Annotated in this window: 22 protein-coding genes and 1 tRNA gene; 16 read left to right on the top strand and 7 right to left on the bottom strand. The window is 67.9% G+C overall.

The features are described from left to right. Positions 1-229 precede the first annotated feature (229 nt). The 4 genes from U6958_RS28835 (at position 230) to U6958_RS28820 (ending at position 5,307) form a co-directional block, all read left to right on the top strand. Positions 230-1,426 carry an imelysin family protein gene (locus U6958_RS28835; RefSeq protein WP_016447976.1) on the top strand — a complete coding sequence of 399 codons (1,197 nt, stop codon included), beginning with the start codon at positions 230-232 and terminating at the stop codon, positions 1,424-1,426. Between the two features lie 104 nt (positions 1,427-1,530). Next, positions 1,531-3,027 carry a di-heme oxidoredictase family protein gene (locus U6958_RS28830; protein WP_074922760.1) on the top strand — a complete coding sequence of 499 codons (1,497 nt, stop codon included), beginning with the start codon at positions 1,531-1,533 and terminating at the stop codon, positions 3,025-3,027. Continuing rightward, positions 3,027-4,121, top strand: coding sequence for an imelysin family protein (locus U6958_RS28825; RefSeq protein ID WP_074922761.1), 1,095 nt, complete (start codon positions 3,027-3,029; stop codon positions 4,119-4,121). The genes U6958_RS28830 and U6958_RS28825 overlap by 1 nt, the downstream gene beginning before the upstream one ends. Then, positions 4,105-5,307, top strand: a complete 1,203-nt coding sequence (locus tag U6958_RS28820; protein WP_074922762.1) for a DUF1513 domain-containing protein — start codon at positions 4,105-4,107, stop codon at positions 5,305-5,307. Before U6958_RS28825 ends, U6958_RS28820 begins: the two co-directional genes overlap by 17 nt. 106 nt (positions 5,308-5,413) lie before the next feature. Here the strand turns inward: U6958_RS28820 and U6958_RS28815 are convergent. From U6958_RS28815 to U6958_RS28795, 5 genes are all read right to left on the bottom strand, one after another. Further along, positions 5,414-5,490 (bottom strand) — tRNA-Met (locus U6958_RS28815). A gap of 129 nt (positions 5,491-5,619) precedes the next feature. Then, entirely contained in the window at positions 5,620-6,399 is a 780-nt protein-coding gene (locus U6958_RS28810; RefSeq protein ID WP_016447972.1) for an enoyl-CoA hydratase, read from the bottom strand. 95 nt (positions 6,400-6,494) lie between these two features. Next, a complete protein-coding gene (locus U6958_RS28805) occupies positions 6,495-8,417 on the bottom strand; it encodes a M61 family metallopeptidase (protein WP_074922763.1) in 1,923 nt (640 codons plus the stop codon). 121 nt (positions 8,418-8,538) lie between these two features. Then, a complete protein-coding gene (locus U6958_RS28800; protein WP_016447970.1) occupies positions 8,539-9,255 on the bottom strand; it encodes a DsbC family protein in 717 nt (238 codons plus the stop codon). 145 nt (positions 9,256-9,400) lie between these two features. Beyond that, the gene (locus U6958_RS28795) at positions 9,401-10,546 is read right to left on the bottom strand and encodes an FAD-dependent monooxygenase (RefSeq protein WP_208607062.1); all 1,146 of its coding nucleotides are present in this window, start codon (positions 10,544-10,546) and stop codon (positions 9,401-9,403) included. A gap of 175 nt (positions 10,547-10,721) precedes the next feature. On the opposite strand from U6958_RS28795, the gene U6958_RS28790 reads away from it, so the two are divergent. The 8 genes from U6958_RS28790 (at position 10,722) to U6958_RS28755 (ending at position 19,270) form a co-directional block, all read left to right on the top strand. Beyond that, positions 10,722-11,588, top strand: a complete 867-nt coding sequence (locus tag U6958_RS28790) for an MOSC domain-containing protein (RefSeq protein ID WP_034399449.1) — start codon at positions 10,722-10,724, stop codon at positions 11,586-11,588. A gap of 69 nt (positions 11,589-11,657) precedes the next feature. After that, on the top strand, positions 11,658-12,752 hold the full coding sequence (ychF, locus tag U6958_RS28785) for a redox-regulated ATPase YchF (protein WP_016447967.1): 1,095 nt from the start codon (positions 11,658-11,660) through the stop codon (positions 12,750-12,752). Between the two features lie 159 nt (positions 12,753-12,911). After that, positions 12,912-13,454, top strand: a complete 543-nt coding sequence (locus U6958_RS28780; protein WP_074922765.1) for a CbrC family protein — start codon at positions 12,912-12,914, stop codon at positions 13,452-13,454. Beyond that, entirely contained in the window at positions 13,451-14,338 is an 888-nt protein-coding gene (locus U6958_RS28775; protein WP_143044607.1) for an SMI1/KNR4 family protein, read from the top strand. Before U6958_RS28780 ends, U6958_RS28775 begins: the two co-directional genes overlap by 4 nt. A gap of 429 nt (positions 14,339-14,767) precedes the next feature. Continuing rightward, positions 14,768-15,916 carry a YhcG family protein gene (locus U6958_RS28770; protein WP_016453170.1) on the top strand — a complete coding sequence of 383 codons (1,149 nt, stop codon included), beginning with the start codon at positions 14,768-14,770 and terminating at the stop codon, positions 15,914-15,916. 198 nt (positions 15,917-16,114) lie between these two features. Next, complete coding sequence (locus tag U6958_RS28765) at positions 16,115-17,065, top strand: NrtR DNA-binding winged helix domain-containing protein (RefSeq protein WP_013804059.1); 951 nt, start codon at positions 16,115-16,117, stop codon at positions 17,063-17,065. A 124-nt stretch (positions 17,066-17,189) separates the two neighbouring features. After that, positions 17,190-18,071 (top strand): carboxylating nicotinate-nucleotide diphosphorylase, encoded by an 882-nt coding sequence (gene nadC, locus U6958_RS28760; protein ID WP_016453171.1) that lies wholly within the window; start codon positions 17,190-17,192, stop codon positions 18,069-18,071. 194 nt (positions 18,072-18,265) lie between these two features. After that, positions 18,266-19,270 carry a tripartite tricarboxylate transporter substrate-binding protein gene (locus tag U6958_RS28755; protein ID WP_074922767.1) on the top strand — a complete coding sequence of 335 codons (1,005 nt, stop codon included), beginning with the start codon at positions 18,266-18,268 and terminating at the stop codon, positions 19,268-19,270. Between the two features lie 37 nt (positions 19,271-19,307). Here U6958_RS28755 and U6958_RS28750 read toward each other — a convergent pair whose 3' ends face one another. Next, the gene (locus U6958_RS28750; RefSeq protein ID WP_016453173.1) at positions 19,308-20,090 is read right to left on the bottom strand and encodes a 3-hydroxybutyrate dehydrogenase; all 783 of its coding nucleotides are present in this window, start codon (positions 20,088-20,090) and stop codon (positions 19,308-19,310) included. A 446-nt stretch (positions 20,091-20,536) separates the two neighbouring features. Further along, entirely contained in the window at positions 20,537-21,466 is a 930-nt protein-coding gene (locus U6958_RS28745) for a LysR family transcriptional regulator (protein ID WP_074922768.1), read from the bottom strand. A gap of 130 nt (positions 21,467-21,596) precedes the next feature. On the opposite strand from U6958_RS28745, the gene mdlC reads away from it, so the two are divergent. The 4 genes from mdlC to U6958_RS28725 all read left to right on the top strand — a co-directional run bounded on the left by mdlC (position 21,597) and on the right by U6958_RS28725 (position 26,293). Continuing rightward, positions 21,597-23,231: a benzoylformate decarboxylase gene (gene mdlC, locus U6958_RS28740; protein WP_208607063.1), complete on the top strand. Its 1,635-nt coding sequence runs from the start codon at positions 21,597-21,599 to the stop codon at positions 23,229-23,231. 29 nt (positions 23,232-23,260) lie between these two features. Continuing rightward, on the top strand, positions 23,261-24,199 hold the full coding sequence (locus tag U6958_RS28735; RefSeq protein ID WP_074922769.1) for a ketopantoate reductase family protein: 939 nt from the start codon (positions 23,261-23,263) through the stop codon (positions 24,197-24,199). A gap of 42 nt (positions 24,200-24,241) precedes the next feature. Continuing rightward, positions 24,242-25,216 carry a tripartite tricarboxylate transporter substrate binding protein gene (locus U6958_RS28730; protein WP_074922770.1) on the top strand — a complete coding sequence of 325 codons (975 nt, stop codon included), beginning with the start codon at positions 24,242-24,244 and terminating at the stop codon, positions 25,214-25,216. A 78-nt stretch (positions 25,217-25,294) separates the two neighbouring features. Beyond that, positions 25,295-26,293, top strand: a complete 999-nt coding sequence (locus tag U6958_RS28725) for a tripartite tricarboxylate transporter substrate binding protein (protein ID WP_074922771.1) — start codon at positions 25,295-25,297, stop codon at positions 26,291-26,293. Positions 26,294-26,517: the final 224 nt, after the last annotated feature.

Genomic DNA, 26,517 nt, shown 5'->3' with positions numbered 1-26,517 from the left:
AGCGCGGGGTCTTTGGCCCTGGCGCCAAGGGCGCCGTGCTAGGCTGGCACCCGCTGCGGCCCGTGCGCCGCAAGCGCTCCCATTGCCGTCCGTTCACTGCCCGTTGGCCGCCCGGGTCCGTCTATGACCTTGCGGTGCAGTGCGGCGATATCTCGCAGGTTTTGCCAATAAAAACAATTCTCATTACAGTTTGGCATTCCGAGTTCTCCAACCTCCGATCCTTTCTGCCATGCATCCCATCCTGATTGCAGCCGCCCTCGCTTTGGGCGCGGCCGCCCCGATGAGCCAGGCCGCAGCCGCCGGCACCGTTCAACAGCCCGTGAAGAAGAACCTCTCCGTTGCAGAGGTGGTCAAGCATTACGGCACCCTGGTGCACGCCAATTACTCGGATTCCATCAGCTCGGCCAAGACCATGCAGAAAGCCATCGGGGCCTTTCTCGCATCACCCAGCGAACAGGGCCTGAACAATGCGCGCAAGGCCTGGCTGGATGCACGCGAGTACTACGGCCAGACCGAGGCCTTCCGCTTCTACGCCGGTCCCATCGACAACGATGAAGGACCCGAAGGCCAGATCAACGCCTGGCCCATGGACGAGTCCTATGTGGACTATGTGGAAGGCAACCCCAATGCCGGCATCATCAACAACCGCAAGGAAGCCATCACCAAGAAGCGCCTGGCCGAACTCAACGAGCATGACGGCGAGGAGAACGTTTCCACCGGCTGGCACGCCATCGAGTTCATGCTCTGGGGCCAGGACCTGAATGACAAGGGACCGGGCGCGCGTCCCTACACCGACTTCGTCGATGGCAAGAAATCCAATGCCGACCGCCGCCGTGAGTACCTGAAGGTGGTGACCGAGTTGCTGATCGAGGATCTGCAGTCGGTGGCCGACCAGTGGAAGCCCGGCTCGGCCAAGAATTTCCGCGCCCAGTTCGAGAAAAAGCCCGACGACGCGCTGCGCCGCATCTTCGTGGGCCTGGGTTCGCTGTCGCGCGGCGAGCTGGCCGGCGAGCGCCTGGAAGTGGCCCTGGCCAGCCGCGACCAGGAAGACGAGCACTCCTGCTTCTCGGACAACACGCACCGCGATGCCGTGACCAATGCCCAGGGCATCCTCAACGTCTGGCAGGGCAGCTACAAGCGCCTGGACGGCAGCGAGCTGCAAGGCCCGGGCATCAGGGACTGGGTGGCTTCCAAGGACAGCGCGCTGGCCGACAGGACCACGCGCCAGATCACGCAGTCGGTGCAGGCGGCCCAGGCCATTCCCGCGCCGTTCGACCAGGCCATCCAGGGCGCGCGCGACTCGGCCTCGCGCGCCAAGATCCAGGCCACCATCGACAGCCTGGTCCAGCAGAGCAAGGACCTGGTGGAGGCGGCCAATGCCGTCGGCATCACCCAGCTCAACCTGGTGGACCCCAAGGCCAACTAAAAGAACATTCACCCCAAGCGTCCAACCCCTCTCACGCCCATGCGCCAAGGCCGCCGCCCCCGAAAGGGTTCGGCGGCCATGGCATTTGCAGGGTCGCCCTCACCATGAAATTTTCCCCATTGCTGCTGGCCGCAGCCTGCCTGAGTCTGCTGGGTTGCTCGGCGCAACAGCAGGAGTCCAAGGCTGCCGCGCCGCCAGAGCCGACCCCCGCGTCCACGCCTGCGGCGCAACTGCTGTTCGCGGCGCCGGGCGAGCCGCTGCCCCCGGGCGGCCAGACCACGGTCCACGCCACGGGCCGCAACGCTTTCTCGCTGCCCGCAGCCAACCTGGACGATGCCGAGCGCACGCGCTTCGTCATCGGCAACTCCTTCTTCAAGCGCAACTGGGTGCAGGCGCCGGCCTCCACCACGGCGCGCGATGGCCTGGGCCCGCACTTCCTGGCGCGCTCCTGCGGCGGCTGCCATGTGCAGGACGGCCGCGCCCAGCCGCCCGACTTCCACAACCCGCTCAAGCCCCAGCCGTTCGCGGGCCTGCTCATGCGGCTGTCCATTCCGGGTGAAGGCCCGCACGGCAGCCCGGTGCCGGACCCGGTCTATGGCGACCAGTTCAATACCGAGGGCGTGCTGGGCGTCAAGGGCGAGGGCCAGCTGCGCATCCGCTATGAACAGGTGCATGGCCGCTTTACCGACGGCACGGCCTACACGCTGGAAAAGCCGGTCTACGAGCTGGCTGCGCTCAACTACGGCCCCCTCGCTGCCAACCTGATGACCAGCCCGCGCATTGCGCCCCAGGTCATCGGCCTGGGCCTGCTGGAGCACATCCCGGAGTCCGAGATCCTGGCCAACGCTGCCGCCCAGGCGGCCCTGGGCGGCCCCATCAAGGGCCAGCCCAACTATGTCTGGGATGCCTACGGCGAACGCATGATGCTGGGCCGCTTCGGCTGGAAGGCCAACGTGGCCTCCATTGCCCACCAGACGGCTTCGGCCTTCCTGGGCGATATCGGCATCACATCGAAGCGTTTCCCGCACCAGACCTGCACGCCCGCGCAAAAGGACTGCCTGGCCGCGCCCAACGGCAACGGCGCCGAAGGCGTGGAGATCGAGGACCGCGTGCTGGACGACGTGATCTTCTACCAGGCCACGCTGGCGCCGCCTGCACGGCGCAACGCCAGCGACCCTGCCGTGCGCCGTGGCGAGGCACTGTTCCACCAGGCCCAATGTGCACAGTGCCACCGGCCCTCGTACAAGACCGGCGGCGCGCTGTTCCCCGCGCTGTCTCCGGCGCTCAGCAGCCAGGCGCTGTCGGGCCAGACCATTGCGCCCTACACCGACCTGCTGCTGCACGACATGGGCGAGGCCCTGGCCGATGGCCGGCCCGACTTCAAGGCCTCAGGCCGCCAGTGGCGCACGCCGCCGCTGTGGGGCATAGGCCTGCTGCCCGATGTCAACAACCACCAGCGCCTGCTGCACGACGGCCGTGCGCGCGGCGTGCTGGAAGCCATCCTCTGGCACGGCGGCGAGGCCGAAGCCGCGCGCGAACAGGTGCGCCAGTTCAGCGCCGAAGACCGTGAAGCCCTGGTCAAATTTGTGGAGTCCCTCTGATGCAAGACATGCGCATGACCCCTCGCCAAATCCTTTGTGCCGCCGCGCTGGCGCTGCTGGCCACCACCTCGGCCCAGGCCCAGGAAGTGGAGGCCAACATGGCCATCCCCTTCTACAACACGGCCCATGCCGTGCAGGGGCTGTATGGCCAATGGTTTTCGCCCCAGGCCAAGGCCGCGCAGGCATCCGCCCAGGCGCTGAGCCAGGCGCTGCGCGCGCACTGCGCAGCACCTGCGGCACCTGCGGGATCGGCCGCTGCCACGCTGCAGACGGCGCGCCAGGCCTATGTGCAATCGTCGCGGCAGTGGAGCAGCCTCTCGGCCGTGGCCCTGGGGCCGCTGGTGGAGCGCCGCTCGGCACGCCTGGTGGACTTCCGCCCCATGCGCCCGGCCCTGCTCAAGAAGGCCATACAGTCGGCCCCCGCCGATCTGGCCGCCATGGAGCGCATCGGCGCACCCGCCAAGGGATACCCGGCGCTCGAGAACCTGCTGTGGACCCAGCCCGTGGAGCCGCAGACGCCGGCCTGCGCCTATGCCACCCTGGTGGCCGAGGAAATCGGCGCCGAGATGGGCATCCTCCGCAATGGCTTTGCCAAGCTTGCCGCCCAGGATTGGTCCGAGGATGGCGATGCCACCACCGAAGCCATGGCCGAGTTCATCAACCAGTGGGTGGGCGGCCTGGAGCGCCTGCGCTGGGCGGACATGGAAAAGCCCTTGCGCAGTGCGGGCAGTGCAGGCAGCAAGCCCCCCGCCTGGGAGCACCTGGCCAGCGGCAGCACCGTCGAGGTCTGGCGCGCGCACTGGCAGGGCCTGCGCACGCTGGCCGTGAGCGTGGACCGCAAGGTGCCCCGGCCCGGCGTGGACATCGTGCCCATCGAGTCCTACCTGCGCGGCCGTGGCCTCAACCCGCTGGCCGACCGCTGGCTCAAGGCCGTCAACGAGGCCGATGCCGGCATGCGCGCCCTGACCGAGCCGAGTGCCAAGGCCGTCGATGCCGCGACCAAGCCGCTGTCGCGCCTCAAGCGCCTCATGGAAGGCGAGGTGGCGCCTGCGCTGGAAGTCAACATCGGGTTCTCGGATGCCGACGGGGATTGAGCAGGCGCTGAATCGCCGCCGCTGGCTGCAGGGCATGGGGCTGCTGGCTGCCATGCCGCTGGCAACCTCCCATGCGGCCAGGCCGTCTGGACCGGCACGGTCGCTGGCTGCGGCCTGGATGCAGGGCGAGCAGATGCGTGTCGGCATCGTGCAGGCCCGTGCGCAGGTGGACAGGCCGCTGCAGGTGCTGCAGGCCCTGGATGTGCCCACGCGCGCCCATGGCATGGCCGCGCTGCGCGACGGCTCCGTGGTCTTCGCCAGCCGCCGCCCCGGCGACTGGCTGGTGCGCCTGAAGCCCGGACAGGCCGCCGAGGATGCGCAATGGCAGTGGATAGAGCCCGACCGCTTCTTCAACGGCCATGTCATCGAAAGTGCCGATGGCCGCCATCTCTACACCACCGAGACCGACCTGGAAGATGCCCAGGGCCTGATCGGCGTGCGCGATGCCATCACCTTGGAGAAGATCGCCGAATGGCGCACGGGCGGCATGGACCCGCACCAGCTGCTGCTGGACGCCGACGGCACGCTTATGGTCGCCAACGGCGGCATTCCCACGCAGTCCGAGACCGGCCGGCGCAAGCTGCAGCTGGACCACATGGACTCGTCCATCGCGCGGCTGTTGCCGGCAGAAGGCGGCGCCCGTGCCGGCCTGTGGAAGCTGGACGACAGCCGCCTGAGCCTGCGCCACCTGGCCTGGGGCCCGCAGGTCGCCCACGCGCCCGCGCGCCGCTGGCTGGGCATTGCGCTGCAGGCCGAGCACCGCGACACCGAAGCGCGCGCCGCCGCGCCCGTGCTGGCCCTGTTCGATGGCCACCGTTTGCATGCCGTGCCCCTGCCCGAAGGGCGCGAGCCCCTGGCCGGCTATGGCGGCGACATCGGTTGCGACGGCCAGCTCTTCGCCGTCAGTTGCCCGCGCGTGAACACCGTCACCTGGTGGCAGGTGCCCGGCAACGGCCAGGCCAGCGGACGCTGGCTGCGTGGCGACGCCATGCCAGGCGTGTACTGCGTGGCCAACGCAAGCGTCTCGCTCGATGCCAACGGCCGGCCCCTGCCTGCCGAGCCCGCGCTGTGGATGGGCGGTGCGCGCCAGGCCCAGCTGCGACAACGCGGCCAGGTGTTGCGCACGGTGGCGGTGCCTGGAATGGCGCTGGACAACCACTGGATTGAGCTGAAGAGCCGCCGCTAGCAGCCGGGGGAGGGCGCCGAGCAGGGTGCGCTCCCGGCGTGCCCGCGCTCTGTTCGTCGGGCAAGAAAAAAGGGTCTACGCTTGCACGTAGACCCTTTTCTTTGTTTGGTGGCGCTTCACGGACTCGAACCGCGGACCTGTGGATTATGATTCCATCGCTCTAACCGACTGAGCTAAAGCGCCGTAAGACCTAAATTATATGCAGAATTTTTGGTCGATCCGGGAAGTTGTGCAAATTTCTCGAAATTTCTTTGCGAGAGGCCTGCAGTGCCTTGCCGGAAGACGCGCATTGTAGCGTGTCTTTCAGCAGGTTCAGAGATGTTTGAAGTTTGCGGGGCGCTTGTTGACGAAGGCGTCCATGCCTTCCTTCTGGTCCTGCGTGGCGAACAGCGCGTGGAACAGGCGGCGCTCGAACATGACGCCGTCAGCCAGCGAGCCCTCGAAGGCGCGGTTCACCGATTCCTTGGCCGCCATGACGGCGATCTGCGAGAAGCCGCTGATGATGATGGCGGCGCCCAGGGCTTCGTCCATGAGCTTGTCGAAGGGCACGACGCGGCTGACCAGACCGGCGCGCTCGGCCTCGGTGGCGTCCATCATGCGGGCCGTGAGGGCCATGTCCATGGCCTTGGATTTGCCCACGGCGCGCGGCAGGCGCTGCGTGCCGCCGGCGCCGGGGATGACGCCCAGCTTGATTTCCGGCTGGCCGAACTTCGCATTGTCGGCGGCGATGATGAAGTCGCACATCATCGCCAGCTCGCAGCCGCCGCCCAGGGCAAAGCCGCTGACGGCGGCGATCACGGGCTTGCGGATGCTGCGGATGGTCTCCCAGTTGCGCGTGATGTAGTCGCCCTTGTAGGCGTCGGCAAAGCTGTACTTGGCCATGGCGCCGATATCGGCGCCGGCCGCAAAGGCTTTCTCGCTGCCGGTGATGATCATGCAGCCGATGGCCTCGTCGGCATCGAAGGCCTGCAGGGCCTGGCCCAGCTCGTTCATGAGCTGGTCGTTGAGCGCGTTGAGCTGCTTGGGGCGGTTGAGCGTGATGATGCCGACCTTGTCGGCTTCGACGCGAACTTCAATCATTTCGTAGGCCAAGGGAGTCTCCTGCTGGGGTTGTCGTCGTGATGCTCAAGAATAACCGGCCAGGGGCGCGGGTGCGCGTGTGTGCATGCGCGCGCCTGCACCGCGTTTCACGGCGTGCCGGGAGCCTGCGGGCTGTCGGCGCGGCCGCCCAGCCAGCGTCCCACGGCCTCTTCGTCGGTGATTTCCAGGGCGAGGTTGTTGGGAGACGGGGGCTGTGTAGCGCTGGAGATGGCAGCTTTTGCATCGCCGTTGTCCGTTTTCTCGACCATGGCGGCCTCGCTCAGCAGGGCCGAGCCCCAGGGCAGGGTGAAGGCCAGGATCTGGCGGTCGCGGGCCACCCAGGCCACGATCTCCAGCGCCGTGCCTGCGTACAGCGCCACATCGTCCAGGCGGGTGATGCGCCAGCGTGCGGGCTGTGCATCCTCGGCCCCGGTGGGCAGCTCGATGGCCAGCCATTCGTCGCCGGCCATGAAGCCTGCGCGCTCGGCCAGGCTGCCGCGCAGCACGGTCTTGACGGTGATGCCCTGGCTTTCCTGTACGCGCAGGCCCAGCCGCTGGGCAGTCTGCGCCGGTTCGGCCTTGGCCTGCACGCCCTGGGCGGCCAGCAGCTCGGCCAGCGGCAGGTCGTCGGTGCCGTGCACCCATTGCGTGATCTCGGGGGCGAAGCTGCGCCCGCCCAGCTCCTGCAGCACGGCCAGCACATCGGCCTCGCGCATGGGGCCGCCCTGGCAGCGCTGCCACAGCGCGCGCATCACGTCGTCCAGCGTGCTGCGGCCTTCGCGGCGCAGTTGCAGGTCCAGGGCCAGCGCGACCAGGCAGCCCTTGGTGTAGTAGCTGACGGTCTGGTTGGGCGTGTTCTCGTCCTGGCGGTAGTACTTGACCCAGGCGTCATAGCTGGCCTGGGCCACGGACTGCAGGCGGCGGCCCGGTGTCTGCAGCACCTGGTTGATGGTGCGCGTGACCAGCTTGAGGTACTGGGCGTTGTCGATCAGGCCGGCGCGGCGCAGCAGCAGGTCGTCGTAGTAGCTGGTGAAGCCTTCGAAGAACCACAGCAGCTCGGTGTAGTTCTCCTGCCCGTAGTCGTAGCGTGCGAATTCTGCGGGGCGCAGGCGCTTGACGTTCCAGGTGTGGAAGTACTCGTGGCTGATCAGGCCGAGCAAGGTGGTGTAGCCCTCGGCGGCCTTGCGCTCGCCCACGCGCGGCAGGTCGCGCCGGCCGCAGATCAGGGCCGTGGAATTGCGGTGCTCCAGGCCCCCATAGCCGTCATCGACCACGTTGAGCATGAACACGTAGCGCTGCATGGGCGCGGGCGTGGCCTGCTCGCCCGTACCGTGCCAGAAGGCCAGCACGGTCTCGCAGATCCTGCGTGCATCGGCAATCAGGCGCGCGCCGTCGAAGCTGGGCGCGGCGCCCGCCACGATGAAGCTGTGCGGCACGCCCGCGGCCACGAAGTCGCCACGCCAGAAGCTGCCCATCTCCACGGGGCAGTCCACCAGTTCGTCGTAGTGGGCAGCGCGGTACAGGCCCCAGCCGCGCGCATCGGCGTCCACGGCGTCCAGGCCGGTGGCCACCTGCCACGATGCCGTGGCGTCCGATGCAAGCAGCTGCAGCGTATGCGGCGTGTCTTCCTGGCCGTGCACGCGCAGGCACAGGCTGGTGCCGTTGAAGAAGCCGCGGCGGCGGTCCAGCCAGGCCGTGCGCACCGAGCTGTCGTAGGCGCAGAACTGGTAGCTGAGCACCAGGGGCACGCCGGCTGCGCAGTCGGCCTGCCAGAGGTTCTTGCCCTGCTGGGCCAGCGCGACGGGACGGCCGTCCTGCTCGGCAGACAGGTCCTGGAGGTTCTTGGAGAACTCCCGCACCAGATAGCTGCCGGGAATCCAGACCGGCAGCGACAGGGTCTGGCCGGCGGCCGGGCGGGCGATGTGCAGCTGCACGCTGAACAGGTGCGCGTCCACATCAAGGGCCTGCACGCGGTAGTGGATGTCCGCTGCGGCAGTGGCAGCGGCGGTGGCGGCGAGGGGAGAGGTCATTCGGGCTCCTGCAGGTGTGGCCTGGAGGCTGCCCGGGCCCGCTGCGGCGGGCTGGAGCCGGGAAGCTCCGGCCAAGGGGAATCAGAGGGGCGGGCCCGGCATAGGGCCCGCGAGGTGGCGATCAGCGCGCGGCTGCGGCTGCGGCCAGGTTCTTCTCGACTTCCTGGGCGCTGATGGCGCCAGGCACTCGGGTGTTGTTGGTGAAGATGACGGTGGGCGTTCCCGTGATCTTGTACTTGCGGCCGAAGGCCAGGTTGCGCTGCACGGCCGAGGTGTCGCATTGGGCAGCGGCCGGCACCTTGTCGCGCAGCATGTGGTCGGCCCATGCACCGGCCTGGTCCTTGGCGCACCAGATGTTGCGCGATTTCTCGGCCGAATCGGGGCTCAGGATGGGGTACAGGAACAGGTAGATGGTGACGTTGTCCACGTTCTGCAGGTCGCGTTCGAAGCGCTTGCAGTAGCCGCAGTTGGGGTCCTCGAACACGGCCATCTTGCGTTCGCCCTTGCCGTGGACGATGGTCACGGCGTCCTTGAGCGGCAACTGCTTGAAGTCCACCGCCGTCAGCTGGTTCATGCGGTCTTCGGTGAGGTTGCGGCGTGCCTTGGTGTCGATCAGCTCGCCCTGGATCAGGTAGTTGCCCTTGGCGTCCGTGTAGAACAGATCCGTGCCGATGCGCACCTCGAACAGGCCGGACATGGGCGTGGGGCGGATTTCGTCGATCTTTTCGAGCTGGGGAATGCGCTCGGTCAGCGTCTTGCGCAGGTTGGCGTCCTGGGCGTGAACACCGAGGCTCCAGGTCAGGCTGGCAGCCGTCAGCAGGCAGGCGAAGAGTTTCATGGCAATGCGGAGGTGGGCGGGGCCGCATTCAGGCCGGCCGCGCCGTGGTTGAGGGGGATTGCGCGGCGCGGTGCGCCACGGAGCAGGGGTACGAGTCGCAAAACGGCAAAGGGTTCAACGGCACGGGATCGGCTTGGCTCCAGGCTCAGGCGCCGCTGCGCGGGTCCAGGCCCATGGCCTGGCGCGCCATCCAGTCCTTGAGCGGGCCGAAGCGCTCGAAGCCCTTCATGCCCCAGTTGCGCAGCATCTGCACCGGCACCTCCGGTCGGCTGAACAACTGCTGCAGCCCGTCCATGGCCAGGCCCATGGGCGCCAGCGCGGCCTTGCGCTCGCGTTCGTAGCGGCGCAACAGGCGCAGATCGCCCGTGCTGCGCCAGTAGCCGCGCTCCTGCAGCACGCGGGCCAGGGCCTGCACATCGCCCAGGCCCAGGTTCAGGCCCTGGCCTGCCAGCGGGTGCACGTTGTGGGCCGCGTCGCCCACCAGCACCCAGCTGCGGGCCGAACGTGCATCGCCGTCAGGCATGGAGCCGCACCAGTGGTCGGCCACGGCCTGCTGCAGCGGCCAGGCCATGCGCGGTGCGCTCAGCTCCAGCCGGCCCAGTGCGCCCTGGCTGATGGCTTCCAGCCGCGCCGTGAAATCCTGCGTGTCGGCGGCCAGCCAGCCATCGGCCAGCTCGCGCGCAATGGACCAGACCACGGCCACGCTGTGGCCTTGGGGGCCTTCCAGCGGAAGCAGGGCCAGGATGCCTTCGGGCGTGAACCACTGGCGCGCCACCTGGCCGTGCGGCAGCTCGCAGTGCAGCCGGGTGGCGATGGCGTGCTGTGCATAGGGCGTGACGGCGAAGTCCACGCCGAACTCGCTGCGCGTGCGGCTGGCACGGCCTTCGCAGATGGCCGTCAGCGGCGCGACCACGGGCTGGTGCACCACCTCGACCATGGGCTGGTAGCGCACGGCCTCGGCCAGGCGCTGCTCCAGCGCGGGCACATCGACGATCCAGGTCAGGGCGTCGACGTCCTGGCGGGCAGCGTCGAACAGCACATGGCCGTCCAGGTCGCCAAAGACTTCCATCTGCGTCACGGGCGTGGCGTGCTCGTCGTCCGGCCAGCAGCGCAGGCTGTCCAGCAGGCCGCGTGCGCTGGCATTGAGCGCGTAGGCGCGCACATCGGGCGCGTTGCCGGTGGGAGCGGCCACCACCAGGGCCACGCGCAGCCGTTCCCGGGCCAGCAGGAGAGCCAGGGTCCGGCCTGCGATGCCGGCCCCGCGTATACATACATCAAAGGTTTGCGCCATGGCCGGCATTGTAGGAGTCCGGGCCATGCCGGGGATTCCAACTGGCGCAAACTCCGGCTTTGGCGTGATGTGCCGCAGCCTGCGTCGCCATCTGGCATATTGCCGCCCATCGCATGGCGCCATTCGCGCCATGGATGGCATACACACTCCAGATTTCCCCAAAAAGAGCTATCCGATGTTTGACCAAGAAAGAGACGTGCAGGGCCGCATTGCCCAGTTGTGGGTATATCCCGTCAAATCCTGCGCGGGCATCGCGCTGCAAAGCAGCGGCGTCGGCGCCACGGGCCTGGCCTGGGACCGCCATTGGATGGTGGTCGATGCCAACGGCGAATTCCTGACCCAGCGCGACCATCCGCGCATGGCCTGGATACGCCCCGAGCTGGAGGCCGGCCACCTGGTTCTGCATTTCCCCCAGCTCCCGCCCCTGCGCATCCCGCTGCAGGCCACGGGCCCGGTGCGCCAGGCGCGCGTCTGGTCGGATGGGGTCCAGGCCTGGGACATGGGGCCGGAGGCAGCGCGCTGGCTGACCCAGGCCCTGGGCGCGGATTGCGCCCTGGTGCGTTTCGACCCGGCCGCGCCGCGCCGCACCAGCGAGCGCTGGACAGGCGGCGAGGCCGCGCCCGTGCACTTTGCGGACGGCTACCCGCTGCTGGTGCTGAGCCAGGCGGCCGTGGATGAGCTCAACCAGCGCCTGCAGGCCGCCGGCCAGCCCGCCGTCGATGCCCGCCGCTTCCGACCGAACATCGTGATCGAGGGCCTCGAGGCCCACGACGAGGACCGGGTCGACGGGTTCGACGTGCTCGATGCCCGGGGCCTGCGGCTGCGCATGGCCAAGCCCTGCACACGCTGCCCCATTCCCGACATCGACCCCGTCACGGCCGTGCAGGGCACCGCCGTGGGTGATGCCATCCGTACCTACCGCCAGGACGACCGTGTCGATGGTGCCATCACCTTCGGCATGAATGCCGTGCTGGAAGGCCTGCACGACGGGGCTGAACTGGCTGTTGGCCAGTCCGTGGCCGGCGACTGGCAGTTCGCCTGAAACGACAGGAAATGCCCGGTTGACTAAAATACGGGGTTTGTCCCCAGAATCCCTGTAGAAAGCCCTGCCATGAGCCTCAAATGCGGCATCGTGGGCCTGCCCAATGTGGGCAAGTCCACTCTCTTCAACGCGCTGACGAAGGCCGGCATCGCCGCCGAGAACTATCCCTTCTGCACCATCGAGCCGAACACCGGCGTGGTGGAAGTGCCCGATCCGCGCCTGCAGAAGCTGGCCGACATCATCACGCCCGAGCGCATCGTCCCGGCCATCGTCGAATTCGTGGACATCGCCGGCCTGGTGGCCGGCGCCTCCAAGGGTGAAGGCCTGGGCAACCAGTTCCTGGCCCACATCCGCGAAACCGACGCCATCGTCAACGTGGTGCGCTGCTTCGAAGACCCGAACGTCATCCACGTGGCCAACAAGGTGGACCCCATCGCCGACATCGAGGTCATCCAGACCGAGCTGTGCCTGGCCGACCTGGCCACCGTCGAGAAGGCGCTGAACCGCTACAGCAAGGCCGCCAAGTCGGGCAACGACAAGGAAGCCGCCAAGCTGGTGGCGCTGCTGACCCCCATCCAGGCTGCCCTGGACCAGGGCAAGCCCGCACGCACGGTTCCCGTCTCCAAGGAAGACGCGCCCCTGCTCAAGCAGTTCTGCCTGATCACCGCCAAGCCCGCCATGTTCGTGGGCAACGTCAGCGAAGACGGCTTCGAGAACAACCCGCTGCTCGACAGCCTCAAGGCCTATGCCGAGGCGCAGGGCGCTCCCGTCGTGGCCATCTGCGCCAAGATCGAGGCTGAAATGGCCGAGATGAGCGACGAGGACCGCGACATGTTCCTGCAGGAACTGGGCCTGGAAGAACCGGGCCTGAACCGCCTGATCCGCGCCGGCTTCGGCCTGCTGGGCCTGCAGACCTACTTCACGGCCGGCGTCAAGGAAGTGCGCGCCTGGACCATCAAGGTCGGCGACACCGCCCCCCAGGCCGCAGGCGTCATCCACGGCGACTTCGAGCGCGGCTTCATCCGCGCCCAGACCATCGCCTTCGACGACTTCATCGCCTTCAAGGGCGAGCAGGGCGCCAAGGACGCGGGCAAGATGCGCGCCGAAGGCAAGGAATATGTCGTCAAGGATGGCGACGTGATGAACTTCCTGTTCAACGTCTGAGGCAACGGATGCCGCGGCAGAACTGCTGAAAAGCAGTTCTCGCCCACCTCAGGAAACCGCGCTTTTGCGCGGTTTTTTCATGTCTGGATCGATTCAGTCCCACGCACCGAACGTCCATGGACAATGGCGTCTTTCCATTGGGGAAAGAGAGACCTTGAAATGGACCGCCCGCATTTCAGATTCCATCCCGGTGCCTATGAAACCGTCTTCGAGCAGGAAGAGGGGGTGTGCTCATGCTGCGGAAAGAGGCGCAGCCTCAAGTACGAAGGCCCGTTCTACAGCCAGCAAAGCCCCGACTACCTGTGTCCCTGGTGCATTGCCAGCGGGCAGTCTTGCGAGACATACGACGGCGAACTTGTGGGATACACCGATATCGAAGGCGTGTCGCCTGATCCGGCAGACCCGGAGCCCGCCATTGCCAGGGAGCTGCTGCTGGAAGTAGCGCTGCGCACGCCCGGCTACAGGGCCTGGCAGCAGCCCGTGTGGCTCACGCACTGCAACGAGCCCTGTGTCTTCCTGGGTCACGCCGACAGGCAGGCCGTCGAGCCTTTCCTTGCTGAAGTCCTGCCCGACATGGAAGGCATCTACAAAAAGGATGCCCAGTGGATGCTGGAGCGGATGTCCAAGGACGGCATGATTTCAGGCTGCCTTTTCCGGTGCGTGCGTTGCGGCGAGCATAGGCTGCATATGGATGTGGGATGAACCCGATGATTGACTACGAAACGCTCTCCACCCAGACCGGCATTGCCTTGCCGCCACTGTTGAAGGAATTTCTGGCATCGGGAAAGACCCACTACGGCCCGGATTGGGCTGATACCTGGCGCCAGCGCTGCCTGCAGGACCCGCCCTTGTTCATGAGTTGGCAGGACTTCGAATGGATAGACGCCGAAGCCAGCCGGGAAATCATTGAGGGCTGGCTCAATCCTTCCGCGCAGAACGGCAGGCGCTTTTTGCCATTCGCCCAGTCGGGCGCCGGCGATGCCTGGTGCCTGACGCCGCTGGACACGCATGGCGTGGGCGTGGCGCTGGTGTTGCACGATGACGAGGCCAGCAGCCTTTCGCACGCCTGCTTCGATGACTTTGTCTGCGCGGGATTTCTGCAGGCCTTTGCGGACCTGAGCGATCAGCTGGATGAATTCTCGGAGCCGGAGGCTTTGCAATTGTTGCGGGCCGATGTCGCACAGACCACGCGCTTCATGACGCAGGAGTTGGGTGGCTATCTGCAGGATTTCTGCCGGCGTCCCTTGGAGATCAGGCCTTGGCGCGACGGGCCCCGGGCGCGTGTTCGCCAGGTGGCTTCATTGATTTCACAAGATGAACTGGCGGCCGAACTGGACCGGCTGCCCGCCGTGGACCTTTCCTTTCCCGTCGTGGCGCGCTGGGAAGTGTGTTCATCGGACGAGGGCAGCACGCAGCCCGGCCTGGTGCAAGAGCCCGCAAAGATCGACTGGCGCACCCTTGCCGCCGATCCCCTGCAGAAGATGGCGGCCATCAGGGCCTGCCAGAGTGAGCATGGCTGCAGCCTGGGACAGGCCAAGGCCATGGTGGACCAGCACCTCGGCGGCCGTGTGAACGCGCACGCCTGACCGTGGGCAGACCGGCGCCTTCAACCCACCATAGTCATCCATCCCGCCAACCGACCGCCTCCACCCTCCAGTTCCGCAGCCCCTCCCATCCGTGCCGAACTCTTCTTCGGGAATGCAAGGCAGATGCTCCGGGGGGGCTGGACATTGAGCTTCCGATCGTGCCGGATCGCTCTGCAGAGGCCCAGGCTGTTTCGGAGCGAGCGCCGTAAGATGACCCGTCGTCACCCGACAGGGTGAAAAGACAGGCCCGAGCAAGGTAACGCCAGCAAGAAAGGAATCACGTCCTATGGATAAGCAGGCGCTTGGCGAACGCGATATCTGTACCAAGCTCATCACGCAGGCTATGGAAAAGGCTGGATGTGACGCACGGACCGAGGTGCGCGAAGAATTCTCTCCGGCCGCACTCAGGGCCACCAGCGGGGGCGCAGTATGAGCACCCACCTGCCCGCCGACTATCCGGCGCTGCTGGCCGATATCAAGCAGCGTGTCCGCCATGCCCAGACGCGGGCCATGCTGGCGGTCAATGCCGAATTGATCCGCCTGTATTGGGATATCGGGGCACTGATCGACCAGCGCCAGAAACGGGAAGGCTGGGGTGCCGCAGTCATCCCTCGGCTGGCCAAGGATCTGCACAACGAACTGCCGGAGGAAAAAGGTTTTTCCGAGCGCAACATCAAGCGCATGCTGGCTTTTTATCGCGAGTATCCCTCTCTGGCTGCCACAGCCGGGAGCACAGAGAAAGTGCCACAGGCCGTGGCACAACTTGCCCCCAGCGAAAAAGTGCCACAGGCTGTGGCACAAAGCCGCCTGGCGCCGGGGGTGGCGGCAGATGGAGCACAGGTGTTTGCTCCTGATGTTCTGCTGTCCCTGCCGTGGGGCCACCATGCCGAGCTGATCGCCAAGGTCAAGGAGCCGGGCGCACGCCATTGGTACATGTGCGCAGCCATCGAAAACGGATGGAGCCGCAGTGTCCTGCTGATGCAGATCGAGACAGCCGCGCACCTGCGACAAGGCAGAGCTGCCAGCAACTTCGCCTTGCGCCTGCCTCCGCCGGATTCCGACCTGGTACAGCAAACGCTCAAGGACCCTTACCTGTTCGACTTCCTGACGCTGGAATCAGGTTTCCATGAGCGTGAGTTGGAAACCGGTCTGATCACCCATCTGGAAAAATTTCTCCTGGAGCTGGGCCAGGGCTTCGCCTTTGTGGGGCGCCAATACCACCTGGACCTTGGCGGAGACGATTTCTACATAGACCTGCTGTTCTACCATCTCAAGCTGCGTTGCTACGTGGTCATCGACCTCAAGCGGGGCGATTTCAAGCCGGAATACGCGGGCAAGATGAACTTCTACTGCAACGTTGTGGACGACAGGTTGCGACACGCAACCGACCAACCCACCATCGGTTTGATCCTGTGCCAGAAACCCAATCACGTGCTGGCCGAGTATGCGCTGCGCGGCGTGGACAAGCCCATCGGCGTTTCCGGTTTCGAGCTCACCCGTGCCTTGCCGGAAACCCTGCAAAGCAGCCTGCCAAGCATCGAACAGATCGAGCGCGAGCTGGGAGGCGGGCATGAATGAGCACACCGCTGAACTGCTGGAAAAGTACCTGCGACAGCTCGAACGCCGCGGGTAGTCATGCGATAGAAAAACACGCCAGCGCTCAACAGGTTGAATTTGACCGTCCGATGGCCCGTGGCGGTCTGCTGTGCCGGGCTCGAAGCCGCCCCTTCAACCCACCATAATCACCCATCCCGCCAACCGACCTCCCTCACCTTCGTGCCCCACCCCACCAGTCCCGCAGCCTCTCCCATCCATGCCGAACTCGTTGCCGTGCTGGCGGCGGTGACCCAGGGCACGCCGCGCGTGCTGACCACGGCGGACGGGCAGTTGCTGCCGGCGGGGCCGTTCGAGGTGGGGCACCGTTCGCTGCAGGCCGGCCTGCGCGCCTGGGTGGAGGAGCAGACCCATCACCCGCTGGGCTACATGGAGCAGCTCTACACCTTTGCCGATGGCGATCGCACCGATGCCAGCGGGGCGCGCGTGATCTCGGTCAGCTACCTGGGGCTGACGCGCGAGTCTGCCGACCGCAGCGCGGGGCAGGCCGTCTGGCAGGACTGGTACCGCTACTTTCCCTGGGAAGACTGGCGCGGCGGCGAGCCGGCCCTGCTGCGCTCCCACATCGCTCCGCGCCTGCATGCCTGGATGGCCGAGGCGCGCGGCGCCCAGCGTGCGCTGCGGCGCCAGCGCGCGGACATCGCCTTCGGCCTGGACGGCGGGCCCTGGAACGAGGACATGGTGCTGCAGCGCTACGAGCTGCTGTACGAGGCCGGACTGGTGCAGGAGGCGGCCCACCGCGTCCATGGCGCGGCCGCCATGCTGCCTGGCGAGGCCATGCACCACGACCACCGCCGCATCCTGGCCACGGGCATGGCGCGGCTGCGCGCCAAGATCAAGTACCGGCCCGTGGTGTTCGAGCTGATGCCGCCCGAGTTCACGCTGCTGCAGCTGCAGCAGACGGTGGAGGCCTTGGCCGGGCGCGGGCTGCACAAGCAGAACTTCCGCCGCCTGATCGAGCAGCAGGATCTGGTCGAGGAGACCGGCCAGCTCACGGTGGGCTCGGCGGGCCGGCCGGCCAAGCTGTTCCGCTTTCGCAGCGATGTGCTGCTGGAGCGGGCCATCTCCGGCAGCAAGCTGCCGCTGGCCAAGGGCATCGACGGTTCCCCCTGAGCTGCACGGCACTTGCCCGATTGTGACAATGGCTTGACAGCACTTATGCTCGTATCTAGCATAAGTTCCTCGCTCAAGCCCGCAAGGCCGCGCGCCACATTTTTTTGACCTACATATACTCAAAATGAGCATTAATATTGCCAATGCCCTCAGTGCCCGCCTGCCTGTGCCGCCGCTGCCCGACCTGATGCTGGAGCCGCTGGTGCGCTCGGCCCTGCTGGAGGACCTGGGCCGCGCGGGCGACCTGACAACGGATGCCATTGTTCCTGCCGACGCACAGGCCGAACTGCGCCTGGTGGCGCGCCAGGAGGGCGTGCTGGCCGGGCTGGACATGGCGCGGCTGGCGTTCCGTGCGCTGGATGCGCAGTCGCGTTTCGAGCCGGTGCTGCGCGATGGCAGCGAACTGGCGCCCGGCCAGGAGATCGCGCGCATCCACGGCAGCGCGCGCGCCATCCTCACCGCCGAGCGCGTGGCGCTCAACTACCTGTGCCACCTGAGCGGCGTGGCCACGGCCACGGCATCGATCGCGCGGGCCATCGCCGACACGGGCGCACGCGTGACCTGCACGCGCAAGACCATGCCGGGCCTGCGCGCGCTGCAGAAGTACGCGGTGCGCGTGGGGGGCGGCAGCAACCACCGCTTCGGCCTGGACGATGCCGTGCTGATCAAGGACAACCACATCGCGCTGGCCGGCGGCGTGGCCGAAGCCCTGGCCCGGGCGCGCGCAGGCGTGGGCCACATGGTGCAGATCCAGCTGGAGGTGGACACGCTGGAGCAGCTGGAGGTGGCGCTGTCGCTGGGCGTGGAAGTGGTGCTGCTGGACAACATGGACCTGAACACGCTGCGCACGGCCGTCTCCATGGCGCGCGGGCGCGCGGTGACCGAAGCCTCGGGCCGCATCACGCCCGAGACGGCGCGCGCCGTGGCCGAGACCGGCGTGGACCAGATCGCCGTGGGCTGGATCACGCACAGCGCCCGGGTTCTCGACATCGGCCTTGACACCTGAAATGAGGCACCCCCTGAGCCGCTGCGCGGCTTCCCCCGTGTGCACGGCGCCCTCTCTCGCTGCGCGGGAGGGGGGCGTCCGGGCAACCGGCGACACCCTGGCTGCGGGGCGGCGCGGCCGGCTCAGGCCCTTGCTCGGTGTCCCTGAGTTGGGCTGCGCCGGTTTTTTGCAGCTAGCCCAGTGGAGCAGTTGCCATGTTTTTTGAAGGGTGTACCTTGAAGCGACGGAGACTCTGGACGCTGGCGGCCTGCGCGCTGCTGGCGGGCGCATCGGGGCTGTGGCTGGCGGCGCCGGGCAAGGCCGGCACGCGCCTGGAGCGGCCCATCACCATCGTCGTGACGTTTCCGCCGGGCGGCGGCACGGACCTGCTGGCGCGGCGCCTGGGCGAGCAGCTGCAGCAGCGCCTGGGCCAGACCGTGGTGGTGGAGAACCGTCCCGGCGCCAGCGGCAACATCGGCGCCCATGCCGTGGCCCAGGCCGCAGCGGACGGCAGCACCTTGCTGATGGCCAACAGCTCGTTCGCCATCAACCCCGGTGTCTACGAACGCCTGGATTTCGACCCGCGCAAGGACTTCACGGCGGTGTTCAACGCCGGCTCCATCGCCTCGGTGCTGGTCGTGCCTGCGGACAGCGCGCTGCAGACGCTGGAGGATGCGCTGGCCCAGGCGCGCCAGGAACGGCCGCTGCTGTTCGCCTCCTGCGGCAACGGCACGCCCCAGCACCTGGCCGGCGAGATGCTGGCCCGGGAGGCGAAGCGATTTGTCCAGCATGTGCCCTACAAGGGCTGCGGCCCGGCCATCACGGCCGTGGCGGCAGGCCAGGTGGCGGCGGGCATGGTCACGGCCAGCAGTGCTGCGGCCATGATCGCTGCAGGCCGCGTGCGCGCCCTGGCCGTCACGGCGCCGCAGCGACTGCCGCAGCTGGCCGGCGTTCCCACGGTGGCCGAGCGCGGCCTGCCGGGCTTTGCGGTGGAGCAGTGGCACGGCCTGCTGGCACCTGCCGCCACGCCCCGGGCCACGGTGCAGGCATTGCATGACACGCTGGAGCAGGCGCTGGCCGATCCCACCGTCAGCGCTGGCTTGCGCGACCAGGGCTACACCCTGGCGCGGCAGACACCGGGCCAATTCCAGGCGCTGATCGCGGCGGACATCGACCGCTATGCGGCCGTGTCCCGGGCGCTGGGCCTGAAGGCCGATTGAGAGCCAGAGAAGAGCCAGAGAAGGGCCGATTGGCGACTTACTGCATGAACCAGCCGTGGCTGACCACCAGCGACTGGCCGGTCAGCGCATTGCTGGGGAAGCCCGCGAACAGCAGGGCCACGCGGGCCACGTCCTCGGTGGTGGTGAACTCGCCGTCCACGGTTTCCTTGAGCATCACGTTCTTGATGACCTCGTCCTCGCTGATGCCCAGCGTGCGGGCCTGCTCGGGAATCTGCTTGTCCACCAGCGGCGTGCGCACGAAGCCCGGGCAGATCACATTGGCGCGCACGCCGTGCTTGGCGCCTTCCTTGGCCACGGTCTTGGCCAGCCCGATCAGGCCGTGCTTGGCCGTGACATAGGGCGCCTTGAGCAGCGATGCCTCCTTGGAGTGCACCGATCCCATGTAGATAACGCTGCCGCCGCGGCCCTGCGCATACATGTGCCTGAGGCAGGCGCGCGTGGTGAGGAAGGCGCCGTCCAGGTGGATGGCCAGCATCTTCTTCCAGTCGGCAAAGCTGAATTCCTCCACCGGATGCACGATCTGTATCCCGGCATTGCTGACCAGGATGTCGATGCCGCCGAAGGCCCGGGCGGCCTCCTCGACCGAGGCGTTGACCTGGGCCTCGTCGGTCACGTCCACGGCCACGCCCATGGCCTGGGCACCCGTGGCGCGCAGCTCGGCCGCCGTGGCGTCGGCTGCCTCCTTGTTGAGGTCGGCAATGACGATGCGCGCGCCTTCGCTGGCGAACAGCGTGGCGATCTCCTTGCCGATGCCGCTGGCCGAGCCGGTGATGAAGGCGACCTTGTCCTTGAGTTGCATGGTGAGTCTTTCCTGGAGAGTGGATGAAACAGGCCGGTGCCCATCTTCGGCGCGGCCGGCCGCGTGCCCTTGTCGGCGCAGGGACTAGTCTGGCGCCGGTTTCTTAGACGAAACTGAGTCGGCAGGCCAGGCTGCCTAGAGCGTGTTATGCACTTTTAAGTACCCGCGTTGGCTCTGCGCGCTGGTGATCGCAAGGCGCAGCGCGCCGCCAAGGCTCATGCCTTGGCAAGCGCTGCAACGCCGCGAGCGCCTGCGCGCAGAGCCAACCCGAAGGGAAAGCCGGGAAAGGGGCCCGGCCCTTCGTTGCAGCCCGCTTGCGGTGTGGCAACCGCGGCGCGTGCTACGCCTCGTTCCGGACCCCTTTCCCGGCTTTCGCGGGCACGTAAAAGTGCATAACACGCTCTAGTGTTGGCAGCCCGCAAGTCATGCCCGTGACGGCCGGCCCTTCAGTGCGCGGCGGCCTCGCGGTGCCGAGGCTGCTGGAACAGCTCGCAGACCAGCTCGCGCAGCCAGCGCTTGGCCGGTTCCTGCTCGAAGCGCCAGCTCCAGTGCAGCGACACGTCGAAGCGGTGATCGGGCAGGTCGGCATCGCGCACCGCATAGCCGCCGCGCTCGACAAAGCCGGACGCGATCTCGGCCGGCATGATCACCGCCAGGTCGGTCTTGCCCACGATGGAGGGCACGGCCATGAAGTGTGCGGCCGACAGGCGGATGCGCTCATCGAGCCGCAGCGCCTGCAGGATGCGCAGGGTTTCCGAGTGCGAGCGCACCGCGGCAAAGTCCAGCTGGCGCAGCGTGGCCAGCGCCAGTGGCGCGTCTTCGGGCAGGTGCGCCAGCGCGGGGTGGCCGCTGCGCAGCAGCACGCCGTAGTGGTCGGACAGCAGCACGGTCTGCCGGGTCCGCGTGCCACCCGGCAGAAAGCCGATGGCGATGTCCAGCGTGCCCCGGTCCAGCGCATCGGCAATGCCGTCCAGCGGCATGGGCAGGGTCTCCAGCTGCACATGCGGGGCGCGCTGGTGCAGCGCCTGCATCAGCGGCGGCAGAAAGCGCGCCTCGCCGATGTCGCTCAGGTGGATGCGAAAGCGCTGGCGCGCCTGCAGCGGCTCGAAGCTCTGGGCCTCGGACATGGCGACTTCCAGCACCTCCAGCGCCTGGCGCACGGCCAGCGCCAGGCGCTCGGCACGCGGCGTGGGGCGCACGCCTGCGTGCGCGCGCTCGAACAGCGGATTGCCCAGCAGCAGGCGCAGCCGCGTCACGGCCTGGCTGGCGGCGGGCTGGGACATGCCCAGCTCCTCGGCCGCGCGGCTGACGCTGCAGTGGCGGTACACGGCGTCGAAGACGCGCAGCAGGTTGAGGTCCAGGTTCTTGATATCCATTTGGTGAATATCTCTTAGATAGTTTATTCAATTGCTGGAAATCATAAGCGCCTGCACCATGGGCACCGACTTCCATGGCCACCGCGCGGCACGCACCGGGCGGCCGGCCCATTCCCCAGGAGACCCCATCTTGCAAGCACCCACCACTCCCCGCAGCCAGCCCGCCCAGACTTCCCCCTCCACCGCGACCTACACCGTGCGCCATGCCGTGATCGCCATGCTGCGCGAGCTGGGCATGACGCGCATCTTCGGCAACCCGGGCTCGACCGAGCTGCCGCTGTTCCGCGACTACCCCGAAGACTTCTCCTATGTGCTGGGCCTGCAGGAAACCGTGGTCGTGGGCATGGCCGACGGCCACGCCCAGGCCACGCGCAATGCCAGCTTCGTGAACCTGCACTCGGCCGCGGGCGTGGGCCACGCCATGGCCAACATCTTCACGGCCTTCAAGAACCGCACGCCCCTGGTGATCACGGCGGGCCAGCAGGCGCGCTCGCTGCTGCAGTTCGACCCCTTCCTGCACTCCAGCCAGGCCGCCGAGCTGCCCAAGCCCTATGTGAAGTGGAGCTGCGAGCCCGCGCGCGCCGAAGACGTGCCCCAGGCGCTGGCGCGCGCCTACTACATCGCCATGCAGGAGCCGCGCGGCCCCGTGCTGGTCTCCATTCCCGCCGATGACTGGGACAAGCCGGCCGAGCCCGTCACGCTGCGCCATGTGGGCTTCGAGACGCGGCCCGATCCGCGCACGCTGGACCTCATCGGCCAGGCGCTGGACGCCGCGCGTGCCCCGGCCCTGGTCGTGGGCGCGGCCGTGGACCGGGCCCAGGGCTGGGATGCCGTGGTCGCGCTGGCCGAGCGCCACCAGGCCCGCGTCTTCGTGGCCCCCATGAGCGGGCGCTGCAGCTTCCCCGAGGACCATCCGCTGTTCGCCGGCTTCCTGCCCGCCATGCGCGAGCGCATCGTGCAGCTGCTGTCCGGCCATGACGTGGTCTTCGCCGTGGGCGCGGCCGCCTTCACCTACCACGTGGAAGGCGAGGGCCCGCACATCCCCGAAGGCACGGCGCTCTACCAGTTGATCGAGGACCCGGCCATTGCCGCCTGGGCCCCCGTGGGCACGGCTGCCGTGGGCAATGTGCGCATGGGCGTGGAGGAGCTGCTGCAGCGCCCCGCACCCGCACCGCGCCAGGCGCCCGCACCCCGGCCCGCAGCGCCCGTGCCGGCCGCGCCCGCCGCAGGCGAGCGCATGTCGGTGGCCTTTGCCATGCACACGCTGGCCCAGGTGCGAGACCGCCACAGCATCGTGGTGGAAGAGGCGCCCAGCTCGCGCTCCACCATCCAGACCTACCTGCCCATCTTCCATTCGGGCACCTTCTACACCATGTGCAGCGGCGGCCTGGGCCACAGCATGCCGGCCGCCGTGGGCGTGGCGCTGGCGCAGCCCGAGGCCAAGGTGGTCGCCGTCATCGGCGACGGCTCGGCCATGTACGCCATCCAGGCCCTCTGGAGTGCAGCCCAGCTGCGCCTGCCCATCAGCTTCGTGATCCTCAAGAACCGCCGCTATGCGGCGCTGCAGGACTTCGCCCATGTCTTCGGCTACCGCGAGGGCGAGAAGGTCGAGGGCACGGAACTGCCCGACATCGACTTCGTGGCACTCGCCCGTGGCCAGGGCTGCGACGGCGTGCATGTGGAGAACGCGGCCGAGCTGGCCGATGTGCTGGCCCGCGCGCTGGCCCATCCCAAGCCCATCGTGGTCGAGGTCGAGGTCGCCTGAGCGCAGGCCCCGGGACAGGAGACAAAGCCATGGAAAACACAAGAAGCATAGGCATCCTCGGCGCAGGCGCCATGGGCACCCTGTTTGGGGCGCGGCTGGCCCGCATCGGCCTGGACGTGACCCTGGTCGATGTGAACGACGAGCTGCTGCAGGCCCTGAACCGCGATGGCGCGCGCTGCCACACCGATGAGGGGCTGCTGCAGGCCCGCGTGCAGGCCGCGCGGGCCGAGCAGCTCACGGCGGGGCCCGCGCTGTGGCTGGTCTTCACCAAGTCGGCCCATACGCGCGCTGCACTGCAGGGCATCGCCCACCTCATCGGGCCGGACACGCATTTCCTGAGCCTGCAAAACGGCATAGGCCATGCCGATGTGTTGCGTGAAATGGTGCCGCTCGAACGCATCGCCGTGGGCGTGACCACCTGGCCTGCGCGCGTGATGTCGCCGGGCGAGGTCAGCTCCATGGGGCAGGGCGGTATCCGCTTCATGCCTTGCGATGGCCAGCGCAGCGCGGTCTTCGACCTGCTGGCGGACGACCTCAACCGCGCAGGCATGCATTGCCGCATCGACCCGCAGGTGCAGGAAGCCATCTGGGAAAAGCTGGCCTTCAATGCCGCCTTCAACGGCGTGTGTGCCGTGACGCGCCAGACCGTGGACGGACTGGCCAATCCGCAGGGCGAGGCCCTGCTGCAGCGCGTGCTGGACGAGGTGCTGTCCGTCGCCCATGCCCATGGCGTCGCCGCCAGCGCCGAGCGCGTGGGCGCGGCCGTGCGCGATGCGCTGGACCACCACCGGGGCCACCAGCCCTCGATGCTGCAGGACCTGCTGGCCGGCCGTGCCACCGAGACGGGCGCCATCCACGGCGCCGTGCTGCAGGTGGCCGACCGCCTGGGCATTGCCGTGCCCGTGACGCGCACGCTGCATGCACTGGTCAGCCTGTCGGAGAACGCGGGCGCCGTCGCACCGCGCTGAACGCGCTCAAGGCAAAACGAGCCACTACAAGAAGGAGACAAGATGCTGCGCAGACAAGCACTCAAGGCCGCACTGGCCATAGGCGCCCCGCCCCTGCTGGGCATGGGCACGGCACACGCCCAGACCGGCAAGCCCGTCGAATGGGTGGTGGGCTCTGCCGCAGGCGGCGGCTCGGACGCCGTGGCGCGCACCGTGGGCGAGTCCTTTGGCAAGGCCCTGGGCCGCACCGTGGTCGTCATGAACAAGCCCGGGGCCGGCACCAACATCGCCGCCGAATACGCGGCGCGCACGCGCGAACTGGGCAGCCTGGTCTTCACGGCCGACTTCGCCACGCTGGCGGCCAACCCCCACCTGTTTCGCAAGCTGGCCTACAACGCCGAGAAGGACTTCGTGCCCATCGGCCTGCTGGCGCGCTTTCCGCTGTTCCTCGTGGTCGGCAACCAGCTGCCGGTGCACAACCTGCAGGAGTTCACGCAGTGGGTGAAGGCCCAGCCAGGCCCCGTCAGCTACGGCAGCCCGGGGTTGGGCACGCCCCACCACCTGGCCACCGAACTGCTGTCGCAGCGCCTGGGCCTGAAGATGTCCCATGTGCCCTATCGCGGCGCGGGGCCGGCCCTGATCGACGTGATCGGCGGCCAGATCCCCTTCATGCTGGCCGACAGCGCGGCGGCGGCCCAGCACATTGCGGCCGGCAAGCTGCGCGTCATCGGCGTGGCCAGCGCCGAGCGGCTCAAGAGCCACCCGGGCGTGCCCACGCTGGCCGAGCAGGGCGTGAAGGACTTCGAGGCCCATGCCTGGCAGGGCCTGGTCGCACCCGCAGGCACGGACGACGCCACCGTACAGGCCTGGTCCGTGGCGCTGCAGCAGGCGCTGCGCTCGCCTGCCGTGCTGGCGCGTTTCGAGGCGCTGTCACTGGAGCCGCTGCCCGGCACGCCCGCCCAGATGCGTGACTACTGGCGCAGCGAAAGCCGGCGCTGGGGCCAAGTCATCGAGTCGGCGGGCATACGGCTGGATTGATCTTTGCGCCGTTGCGCCGCTGCTGCTTCAGGCGCCCTCACCGTTTTCAAGAACTCATAACCCAAGGAGACATAGCTCATGCACAAGACAAATCCCTTCAGCCGCTGGCGCCGCCTGGGCCTGCTGGCCCTGCTGGGCGCGACGGCCTCGGTCCCTGCGCTGGCGCAGAAGGCCGGCGACAAATGGCCCGAGCGCCCCGTGCGCCTGGTGGTGAACTTCGCGCCCGGCGGCGCGGCCGATGTGCTGGCGCGCGCCATCACGCCCACCATGTCCCAGGTGCTGGGCCAGTCGGTGGTGGTGGACAACAAGCCCGGCGCGGGCGGCAACATCGGCATCAGCGAAACCGTGCGCGCGCCCAAGGATGGCTACACGCTGCTGCTCAGCTCGGGCGGGGCCATCACCATCAACCCGATGATCTACAGCAAGCTGGCCTTCAATCCCGAAAAGGACTTGACGCCCGTGGCTGCCGTGGCGCGCGTGCATGTGTTCCTGGAGACCAATCCCGCCGTGCCCGCCACCAACGTGGCCGAGTTCATCAAGCACCTGAAGGCCAACCCCGGCAAGCTGTCCTACGGCTCGCCGGGCCAGGGCAGCTCGCCGCACCTGGCCGGCGAGATGTTCAAGCGCATGGCCGGTGTCGATGCCGTGCACGCCCCCTACAAGGGCGCGGGCCCGGCGCTCAGCGACGTGCTCAGCGGGCAGCTGCAGTTCTGGTTCGACCCGGGTCCGGGCCTCAAGCAGGTCGAGGCCGGCAAGCTGCGCCTGCTGGCCATCGGCAGCCCGCACCGCTCGCCGCAGTACCCCAACGTGCCCACGCTGGCCGAAAGCGGCCTGCCGGGCTTTGATGCGGACACGCTGTTCGGCATCTACGCGCCCACGGGCACGCCCGAATCGGTGATCGAGGCCGTTCGCACTGCCGTGGCCAAGGCGCTGGAGCAAAAGAACGTCAACGACGTCATCCTCACCCTGGGCGCCACGCCCGCGCCCCTGAGCCGCAAGGCCTTCATCGACCGCCACGCCACCGAGCGCGAGCGCTTCGGCGAACTGGTGAAAGCCATCGGCCTGAAAGTGGACTGAGCTTTCCCGCAGGCCATCGCCCGCAAGCCGCCCGCTCCGCGCTGGCGGCTTTTTGCTTTCCGGGCTGGGCCGGGCCAGGCCAGGCCGAGGGGCCCTTGTGCCGGCCATCTTCTATACGAAGGTATATCCCGCATCCACCAATGAACAGGCCAGCCTTCCCAACAAAGGCTGGCCGCAGGCACTTTCGCCTTTGATAATTCCGGGCACATATTGCACTGCAGCAA

The organism is Delftia lacustris (assembly GCF_040267515.1).
GTDB classification, from domain to species: Bacteria; Pseudomonadota; Gammaproteobacteria; order Burkholderiales; family Burkholderiaceae_C; genus Comamonas; species Comamonas tsuruhatensis.
Note: the sequence above shows the minus strand (reverse complement) of the source record. Positions and strands in the feature narration are given on the sequence as shown.

Bases quoted from the DNA above. Each gene is read 5' to 3' on its own strand.
- ychF (WP_016447967.1), top strand. From the start codon at position 11,658: ATGAGCCTCAAATGCGGCATCGTGGGCCTGCCCAATGTGGGCAAGTCC.
- U6958_RS28750 (WP_016453173.1), bottom strand. From the start codon at position 20,090: ATGCAACTCAAGGACAAGGTCGCCTTCATCACCGGCTCGGCCAGCGGC.
- U6958_RS28800 (WP_016447970.1), bottom strand. From the start codon at position 9,255: ATGAAACTCTTCGCCTGCCTGCTGACGGCTGCCAGCCTGACCTGGAGC.
- U6958_RS28780 (WP_074922765.1), top strand. From the start codon at position 12,912: ATGGACCGCCCGCATTTCAGATTCCATCCCGGTGCCTATGAAACCGTC.
- U6958_RS28745 (WP_074922768.1), bottom strand. From the start codon at position 21,466: ATGGATATCAAGAACCTGGACCTCAACCTGCTGCGCGTCTTCGACGCC.
- U6958_RS28755 (WP_074922767.1), top strand. From the start codon at position 18,266: ATGTTTTTTGAAGGGTGTACCTTGAAGCGACGGAGACTCTGGACGCTG.
- U6958_RS28725 (WP_074922771.1), top strand. From the start codon at position 25,295: ATGCACAAGACAAATCCCTTCAGCCGCTGGCGCCGCCTGGGCCTGCTG.
- U6958_RS28835 (WP_016447976.1), top strand. From the start codon at position 230: ATGCATCCCATCCTGATTGCAGCCGCCCTCGCTTTGGGCGCGGCCGCC.
- U6958_RS28805 (WP_074922763.1), bottom strand. From the start codon at position 8,417: ATGACCTCTCCCCTCGCCGCCACCGCCGCTGCCACTGCCGCAGCGGAC.
- U6958_RS28730 (WP_074922770.1), top strand. From the start codon at position 24,242: ATGCTGCGCAGACAAGCACTCAAGGCCGCACTGGCCATAGGCGCCCCG.
- U6958_RS28775 (WP_143044607.1), top strand. From the start codon at position 13,451: ATGAACCCGATGATTGACTACGAAACGCTCTCCACCCAGACCGGCATT.
- U6958_RS28795 (WP_208607062.1), bottom strand. From the start codon at position 10,546: ATGGCGCAAACCTTTGATGTATGTATACGCGGGGCCGGCATCGCAGGC.
- U6958_RS28820 (WP_074922762.1), top strand. From the start codon at position 4,105: ATGCCGACGGGGATTGAGCAGGCGCTGAATCGCCGCCGCTGGCTGCAG.
- U6958_RS28770 (WP_016453170.1), top strand. From the start codon at position 14,768: ATGAGCACCCACCTGCCCGCCGACTATCCGGCGCTGCTGGCCGATATC.
- nadC (WP_016453171.1), top strand. From the start codon at position 17,190: ATGAGCATTAATATTGCCAATGCCCTCAGTGCCCGCCTGCCTGTGCCG.
- U6958_RS28735 (WP_074922769.1), top strand. From the start codon at position 23,261: ATGGAAAACACAAGAAGCATAGGCATCCTCGGCGCAGGCGCCATGGGC.
- U6958_RS28825 (WP_074922761.1), top strand. From the start codon at position 3,027: ATGCAAGACATGCGCATGACCCCTCGCCAAATCCTTTGTGCCGCCGCG.
- U6958_RS28830 (WP_074922760.1), top strand. From the start codon at position 1,531: ATGAAATTTTCCCCATTGCTGCTGGCCGCAGCCTGCCTGAGTCTGCTG.
- U6958_RS28790 (WP_034399449.1), top strand. From the start codon at position 10,722: ATGTTTGACCAAGAAAGAGACGTGCAGGGCCGCATTGCCCAGTTGTGG.